8 protein-coding genes are annotated in these 8,109 nt (G+C 69.0%); all 8 read right to left on the reverse strand.

The window, feature by feature from the left end; genetic code table 11:
- Positions 1-185 precede the first annotated feature (185 nt).
- On the reverse strand, positions 186-557 hold the full coding sequence (locus tag ABZV40_RS45950) for a hypothetical protein (protein WP_355456437.1): 372 nt from the start codon (positions 555-557) through the stop codon (positions 186-188).
- Positions 558-753: 196 nt separating this feature from the next.
- Positions 754-1,917, reverse strand: a complete 1,164-nt coding sequence (locus ABZV40_RS45955) for a S8 family peptidase (protein ID WP_355456438.1) — start codon at positions 1,915-1,917, stop codon at positions 754-756.
- 159 nt (positions 1,918-2,076) lie between these two features.
- On the reverse strand, positions 2,077-2,793 hold the full coding sequence (locus ABZV40_RS45960; protein WP_355456439.1) for a cupin domain-containing protein: 717 nt from the start codon (positions 2,791-2,793) through the stop codon (positions 2,077-2,079).
- Complete coding sequence (locus tag ABZV40_RS45965; RefSeq protein WP_355456440.1) at positions 2,787-3,680, reverse strand: PmoA family protein; 894 nt, start codon at positions 3,678-3,680, stop codon at positions 2,787-2,789. Before ABZV40_RS45965 ends, ABZV40_RS45960 begins: the two co-directional genes overlap by 7 nt.
- Positions 3,662-4,753: a Gfo/Idh/MocA family oxidoreductase gene (locus ABZV40_RS45970; RefSeq protein ID WP_355456441.1), complete on the reverse strand. Its 1,092-nt coding sequence runs from the start codon at positions 4,751-4,753 to the stop codon at positions 3,662-3,664. Before ABZV40_RS45970 ends, ABZV40_RS45965 begins: the two co-directional genes overlap by 19 nt.
- A 28-nt stretch (positions 4,754-4,781) precedes the next feature.
- Positions 4,782-6,089 carry an extracellular solute-binding protein gene (locus tag ABZV40_RS45975; RefSeq protein ID WP_355456442.1) on the reverse strand — a complete coding sequence of 436 codons (1,308 nt, stop codon included), beginning with the start codon at positions 6,087-6,089 and terminating at the stop codon, positions 4,782-4,784.
- A gap of 15 nt (positions 6,090-6,104) precedes the next feature.
- On the reverse strand, positions 6,105-6,947 hold the full coding sequence (locus ABZV40_RS45980; RefSeq protein ID WP_355456443.1) for a carbohydrate ABC transporter permease: 843 nt from the start codon (positions 6,945-6,947) through the stop codon (positions 6,105-6,107).
- A complete protein-coding gene (locus ABZV40_RS45985) occupies positions 6,937-7,860 on the reverse strand; it encodes a sugar ABC transporter permease (RefSeq protein ID WP_355456444.1) in 924 nt (307 codons plus the stop codon). Before ABZV40_RS45985 ends, ABZV40_RS45980 begins: the two co-directional genes overlap by 11 nt.
- Positions 7,861-8,109 lie beyond the last annotated feature (249 nt).

An 8,109-nucleotide genomic window follows, 5' to 3' on the forward strand; every position in this document is an offset into this window, starting at 1 on the left:
TCTGCCCCGGCTCGCGGACTGGCGATGACGTGGATGATGGGCGCCTTCATCCACACCAGGTGGAGGAAGGCGCCCTTCATCCACCTGACGAGACGGCGAGTTGCGGACAAGTCGTCGTACTGGTTGTACAGACGCGGGGGGCGGTGCCCTGCTGAGCGTGGACCACCTCACCGGCCTTCCGGGTCTCAGCTCGTCACGCGCAGGATGGTCCAGCGGCCTTCCCTGCGCGGCGAGTAGCCGTAGTTGCGCTGCTCGCCACCGCAGTAGTCCTGGGTGTGGGAGGTGAGGATCGGGGTGGCCGAACCCTGGAGGTGGACGTCGGGGTGGTAGCCGGTCTGGCCGGGACGGTACAAGGTCAGGCACCTGCCGCCGCCGGCGCCGTCGGCGCGGAAGCTGTACGCGTCGCGGGTCCAGTTCTCGATGGCCAGGCAGTAGTAGCCGGAAGGCGCGTTGCAGCTCGGCGCGGCCGAGGCCGTGCCGGTGGTCACCGCGGTACCGGCGAGCGCCATCGCACCGGCCACCGCCGCCAGGACGATCCTGCGTGGGAGGTTCAACACCCGATCAGCTCCTCGTGGTCGTGGTCGATCACGAGGCAGCCTCGGGCAATCAGCCATCGGGTCACAACGGGAAGTCGCGCGGTTTCCGCGACTGCGCACCTTTTTCCCAATGCGGTCGTTCACACTCCGCGAAAGACGAACAGTTCTTCGCGTGGACGCGGGAAAGGCCGCGGCGGGTGCCGCGGCCTTTCCGTGCTCACGCGGTGGGTGCGAGGTACAGCAGCCGGTCGGGCGAGCCCAGCCCGGGGTTGCCGACCTTGCCCGGCGTCGACTGCCCGACCAGGTAGGCGGCGACCTGGTCCGGAGTGGCCGTCGGGTTCGTCGAGAGGTACCGGGCGGCCGCGCCCGCGACGTGCGGGGTCGCCATCGACGTGCCGGAGATGGTGTTCGTGGCGGTGTCGCTGGTGTTCCACGCCGAGGTGATGTTGCTGCCGGGCGCGAAGATGTCCAGCGCCGAACCGAAGTTGGAGTACGACGCGCGGGCGTCGGTGCGGTCGGTGGCGCCCACGGTGATCGCCTCGGTGACGCGGGCGGGAGACGCCGTCGACGCGTCGACGCTGGAGTTGCCGGCCGCGATCGCGAACGTCACACCTGCCGCGATCGCCCTGCGGACGGCGTCGTCGAGCGAGGAGCTCACGAGCCCGCCCAGGGACATGTTCGCCACGGCCGGCTTGACGGCGTTCTTCGCCACCCAGTCGATGCCGTCGATGACACCCTCGGTCGAGCCGGACCCGCCGTCGTCCAGCACGCGCACCGCGACGATCTTCGCGGCTTTCGCGACGCCGTACTGCGAGCCCGCGATGGTGCCCGCGACGTGCGTGCCGTGACCGTTGCCGTCCTGTGCGGGAAGCGTGCCGTCGACGGCGTCGTACCCGTCCACGGCGCGTCCGCCGAACGTGGAGTGGCTGACGCGCACGCCGGTGTCGATGACGTACACGTTCACCCCCGCGCCCGCCGAGGTGTAGCTGTAGGAGCTGTTCAGCGGCAGGTCGCGCTGGTCGGTGCGGTCCAGGCCCCACGACGGCGGGTTCGCCTGCGCGGCCTGCACGTGGACGACCTGGTTCGCCTCGACGTACTCGACCGCCGGGTCGGCGGCGAGTCTGCGCGCCTGCTTGTCGGTCAGCCGCGCGCTGAAGCCACCGAAGCCGGTGAAGTGCCGCGAGACCGCGGTGCCGAAGCGGGCGGCCACCGCGTCCGCGGCGCCGCCGGGCTTCAGCTTGACGATGAAGCTGCCGGGAATCCTCTCCGGCGCCTGCAGAGAGCGAACCTCTCCCTCGGCGGAGGCCGCCGGGGTCAGGAGAATCGACATCGCGAGCGTCACCGCGCCCGCGCCGGCCAGGAACTGGATCTTTCGCGCCATCTGACTTCCGTTCTGTGCAGGGGCACTTGAATGTTTGCGAAGCTAAGCTCCGAAACAGCGTGCTCCAAGCACTTCCTCGGAATCAGGAAATAATTCCAGCGCCGATGAGATAATTTGTTAACACGACCGAAAAAGATCGAAAAGCGATTTCACCCGCATTCACGCCTGGCCGTGCGGCGACCTGCCCTCCGCCGGGTCGTGCACGTCGAGCCGGCCGCACATGCCGAACCGCTGCGGCCCTTCCGCCCTGGTCACGTGGATGTCGGCGTCGGCGAGATGCCCGATGTCACCGTCGCGCAACCGGTCCAGGTGCTCGCCGGTGCGTTCGGCCGACGCCAGCGCACCCGCCCGCCACCGCTTCTCCCAGTCGTCCAGCACGCCCTGCTTCAGCCGCACGGCGGCGCGGTAGAACTCGTCCAGCGCGTTCTCGCCCGCCTCGGCGCGGCGCCGCAGTTCGAGGAACCCCTCCAGCGCGAGGTCACGGCGCCTGCGGGCGGACTCCTCGTCACCGGCCCGGGCGTGCGCGGCGTAGGTCTCCGCGTCGGCGAGCACCTCGGCGGGGAACGGGAACACCGCGTCCCCCGCCTCCGGCAGGCCGCTGTTCTGCATGATCACGATGATCCGCAGGCCGCCGCCGTTGACCAGGCGGTGGATCGTGCCCGGCGTGAACCACGCGACGGTGCCCTCGCGCAGCGGCGTCTCGGCGAACCCGCGACGGGTCAGCGTCTGGACCGAGCCCTCACCGGCGACGACGAAGTAGCACTCGGCGCAGGCGAGGTGGACGTGCGGCGACCCTCCGCACAGCCCGTCCACCGCCGGCCAGTCGTACACCCGCAGGCCGGAGATGCCGACCCCACCGGGGAACGGCGTCACCACGGGTGCGCCTCCACATAGGACTCCAGGCGCTCCCGGTCCCACCCGCCGTTCGCCACGACGAGCCGGTAGCGCAGGCTCAGCGACTCGCCGGACGCGACCTCGACGGTGTCGAAGAAGGCGAACGACGGGTTCACCGCCGCGAACGGGGTGCTGCGCACGAACCAGTGGGTGTTCTTGTTGTCCGGGTGGTCGACGAACAGCAGCGTGGACGCCCGGTCGACCTCGTCGTGCCGGCCGACGAACGCGAGCCACCTGGCCGACTTGCCCATCATCTCCTGGCCGGTGCCGCCGTCGGCCGCGATGACCTCTCCCTCGGTGAACGACCGCGGGCCGCGCCAGAAGAACCCGGTGTACCCGGCGAGCTCCCGGCCGTTCGTGGTCGGGCTGCCGAAGACCAGCGGCTCGGCGCGCAGGTTCGTCAGCGTGGTGGCGAACTCCAGCGTCCAGGCCTCGTCCTCGACGTCGCGCACGGTCAGCTCGCGCACCTCGTCGACCCAGTGCTGCCCGGCCTCGGTGAACCAGGACAGCAGCTCCTCGACGCGCACCTGCCCGTCCGGCGAGGTGACGGTGAAGTCCTCGTGCCGCATGGAACCCACGTTCGGCAGCGCCACATACCCCTGGTCGCGCACGTAGGTGTTGCCGCCCCAGAAGTTCTCGCCCGACACGTCGGTCGCGGTCATCTGCACGCCCTTGTGCCAGCGGTGGTCGTGCGGCCGGAACGCCGTCACCACGTCGCCGGCGAGCGTGCGCACGGGGTGCAGGTAGGGCTTCGGCCCCTCGAACGCCGGTGTCGAGGGCCGGTGCACGTAGCGGAACAGCTCGACGCCGCCCACCGACACGACGAGCGCCTCGTCGTCCTGCCGCGTGATCACCGGGCGTTCGCCCATGGGGCACCGATTCCTTCCATCGTCGCGTAGAACGGGTTGTCCGGGCCGATCTGGCCGGCCTTGACCGCGGTGCCGGTGAACGCCGAGGCGTACAGCGCCGCGATGAACTCCATGGTGGTGCGCGTGTCCGCCAGCGTCACCGGCGGCGTCTCACCGCGGTCCAGGGCGTCGAGGAACGCCGCCAGCTGGCACCGGTGGCTGCTCACCGTCGTGGACTGGTCCTCGCGCCACAGCCGCGCGACCTCGTCGTGGCCGGGTGCGGGCGTCACGGTCCAGTCGGCGTCGGTGTAGCCGTAGAGGTGCTCGACCTCGACGGTGGCACGCTCGAAGTCGAACCGCAGCTGCGAGGTCTCCCGCGGTGACAGCACCGAGTTGACCACCGAGGCCACCGTGCCGTCGGCGAAGGTCACCAGCGCCATGGACACGTCCTCGGTCGCCACGGCACGGGCCTGACGTGCCGCGACCGCCCGGATCTCCTGCCACGGCCCCAGCACCGACAGCATCAGGTCGAACTGGTGGATGCCGTGGCCCATCGTCGGGCCGCCGCCCTCGCTGTCCCACGACCCGCGCCACGGGACGTCGAAGTAGGCGCCGTCGCGGTACCAGAGCGTGTCGGACTTGGCCACCAGCGACCTGCCGAGCACCCCGTCCGCGACCATGCGCCGCAACCGGATCGCGGCAGGGCCGAACCGGTGCTGGAACACCGTCGCGACCCGGCCGGCCGACGTCCGTTCGGCCGCGATCAGCGTGTCGATCTCGCTCAACGACAACGCGGGCGGCTTCTCCACGAGCACGTGCACGTCCGCGGCGAGGGCTTCGAGCGCCAACGGCACGTGGGAACGCGGCGGGGTGCACACGAACACCACGTCCGGTTCCTCGGCGTCGAGCAGGGCCGTGAGCCCGGAGTACACGCCCGGCACGCCCCATTCCCGGGCGAACGTTGCCGCACGTGCCTCTTCCACGTCCACCACGGCGACGAGCTCGATGCGATCACCCTCCGCCCGCACCGCTTGGGCGTGGGAGGTCGCGATCGCGCCCGTGCCCACGATCGCCGCGCGCCTCACCTGTTCCACTCGATCACCCTCCACCAGCACGCGTGCCTCACCTGGCCGCGTCCACTTCGGACTGAACTTCCCTGATGAACGCCGCCGCGGCCGCTTCCGGCGTCGCCCGCCCGAACAGGACGTCCTCGGTGTGCCGCTTGAGGATCGCGTCGAGCGTGCTGCCGCCCTTCGGCGTGATCCTGGGCGGGTCGCTGACCGGGACGGTGTCGAGGTACTCCTTGGCCGCCTTGTCGGTCTCCTTGAGCTGGCCCGCGATCGCCTCGCGGATCTTCAGGTTGGCCGGCACGCCGCGTTCGGTGAGCAGCACCTTCGCCGCCTCCTCGTCGTTGGCCAGGAAGCTCACGAACGCCGCGGCCTCCGCGGGGTGCTTCGACCGCGACGACACCGACCAGAACATCGACGGCTTGTAGTAGGCACCCGGCTTGCCCTGCGACTCCCCCGGCAGCCGCAGGAGCTTCAGCTTGGCGCCGCTGGCGGCGGTCAGCGCGGTCAGCTGGGTGTTCCACCACAGTCCGAACGCGGCGGTGTTGGTCGCGGTCGCGGACATGTTGAGGCCGGCGGAGCCCTTCTCGATCGTCACCGACGGCGGCGGCGCGACGCCGGTCTTGGCTAGGTCGGAGATGTAGGTCCAGTACTGGGTCGCGATCTCGGGCGGCAGGACGACCTTGGCGTTCTGGTCGAACAACGCCTTGCCCTGCTGGCGGGCGCGGATGCTCAGCCCGGCCGTGTCGTTGATGCCGGGTGACTGCACGCCCCACACCGTGCCGCCGCTCGCCTTGGACACCTGGTCACCGATCTTCTTCAGGTCGTCCCACGACCACTTGGTGTCGTCGGGCAGCGGGACGTTGTACTTCGCCAGGAGGTCGGTGTTGGCCATGATCGAGTACATGCCGAGACCGACCGGGACGCCGTACTGCTTGCCGTCGATCGCGCCGGTGGCGAGCGCCTTCTGGTCGAAGTTCGCCGTGTCGAGGTGCTTCTTGGCCTCGTTGAGATCCAGCAGCGCGCCGCGTTCGGCGTAGGAGGCGATGTAGAGCTCGTCCATCTGCATGATGTCCGGCGCGTCGTTGGCCGCCATCGTCGTGGCGAGGCTGTCCCAGTAGCCGTTCCACTCCTTGAACTCACCCTTGATGGTGATGTTCGGGTGCTTCTTCTGGAACATCTCGATGACCTGCTGGGTGCGCTTGTGCCGGTCGTCCGCGCCCCACCAGCTGAACCGCAGCGTCACCGGCTCGGCGGTCAGCTCCCCGCCCGCGTCCGAGCCGGAACCGCACGCGACGAGCAGCGACGCGGTCAGGGACAGCAGGACCGTTAACGCGGTACGGCGATGTACCCCTTCGAACATGTCCAGTCCTTTCGGCTACTTGCCACCGGTCGTGGCGATCCCCTTGACGAGGTACCGCTGACCGACGAGGAAGGCGAGGAAGATCGGGACGAGCGACACGACGCTCATCGCGAACTGCGAGCCCCAGGAGGTGGCGACCGTCGAGTCCACGAACGAGCGCAGGGCGACGGGCACCGTGTACATGTCCGGGTCCGTCAGGTAGATCAGCTGGCCGAAGAAGTCGTTCCACGTCCAGATGAACGTGAAGATCGTGGTGGTGGCGAGCGCGGGTTTCATCAGCGGCAGGATGATCCGCAGGAAGATCCGCGGGTGGCCGCAGCCGTCGATGCGCGCCGCCTCGTCCAGCTCGCGCGGCAGGCCGCGGATGAACTGGACCATCAGGAACACGAAGAACGCGTCCGTGGCGAGCACCTTCGGCACGATCAGCGGCAGGAACGTGTTCACCCAGCCGATCTGGGAGAACAGCACGTACTGCGGCACGATGATCACGTGGATCGGCAGCATGATCGTGCCGAGCATGATCCCGAACCACCAGCGCTTGCCGCTGAAGTGCAGCCGGGCGAACGCGTAGGCCGCCATGGAGCACGACACCAGGTTGCCGGCGATGCAGCCCAGCACCAGGACCGTGGAGTTCAGCAGGTACGTCCCGAACGACGGGGTGAGCGCGTTCCAGCCCTCCGCGTAGTTCTCGGTCCGGAGGCTGTCGAGGATCAGGCCGGGGCTGCGGAAGATCTCGTCGTCCGGCCGCAACGAGCTCACGATCATCCACAGCACCGGGTACAGCATCACGAACCCGATCAGGACCAGGCCGAGGTGCTTCAGCCCAACGGTCAACCGGCGCCGGAGATCAGTCGTCATAGAACACCCAGTACCTCGCCGCCCAGAAGTTGATCGCGGTGAACGCCGCGATGATCAGGAGCAGGAACCACGCCAGCGCCGACGCGTAACCCATGTCGAACCGGCTGAAACCCTGCTGGTACAGGTAGAGCGTGTAGAACATGGTCGAGTCGGAGGGGCCGCCCGTGCCGCCGGAGACCACGAACGCCTGGGTGAACGACTGGAACGCGTGGATGATCTGCAGCACGAGGTTGAAGAACAGGATCGGCGAGAGCAGCGGCAGGGTGATCCGCCAGAACTGCGACCACCTGCTCGCCCCGTCGATGGCGGCGGCCTCGTAGTACACCGCCGGGATCTGCCGCAGCCCGGCCAGGAAGATGATCATCGGTGAGCCGAACGTCCAGACGTTCAGCACGATCAGCGTCGACAGCGCGGTGTCCGGGTCGGAGATCCAGCCCTTGCCCGCGACGCCGAAGACGCCCAGCACGCGGTTCACCAGGCCGTCGCTGCCGAAGACCTGGGTCCACAGCACCGCGATCGCCACGCTCGACCCGAGCAGCGAGGGCAGGTAGAAGGCCGAGCGGTAGAACGCGAGCCCGCGCAGGCCGCGGTCGAGCAGCAGCGCGACACCCAGCGCGCACGCCAGCTGGAGCGGTACCGAGACCAGCACGTAGGTGAACGTCACCCGCAGGGCGTTGTGCAGCCGCTCGTCACTGAGGATGCGTTCGAAGTTGGCCAGCCCGATGAACTTCGGCGGCTGGATCAGGTTGTACTTGGTGAAGCCCAGCCCGAAGGACGCGAGCACCGGGCCGACGGTGATGAAGAGGAGTCCGGCGAACCAGGGGGCGAGGAACCAGAACGCCGCCTTGTTGTCGCGCTTGCGCACCTGGACGCCGCCGTGCCGTAGCTGACGCAGTTCGTCCAACGCGCTCATGAACCCATGCCCCCGTCGCCTGGAAAACGCTTTCCGGAGTCTGCATCGGGGCTTCGCGAGCGTCAAGCGAGGTCGTCGAACGCAGTCGAACGGCGGCGTCGAACATCGACGCCGCCGTTCGATGGCAGTCCTTTGTGGACCGCCTTCTGCACCGCCGAAAAGCAGCGCCCTCGCTGTGGAGTTTTGGGGAGGGGGACCGCGGCGCTGGGGGTTGAGTGGCCCGGATCTGACCCCCGCGGGGGGGGCGCG

It is taken from the genome of Lentzea sp. NPDC004782 (assembly GCF_040609115.1).
In the GTDB taxonomy this organism is placed as follows: Bacteria; Actinomycetota; Actinomycetes; order Mycobacteriales; family Pseudonocardiaceae; genus Lentzea.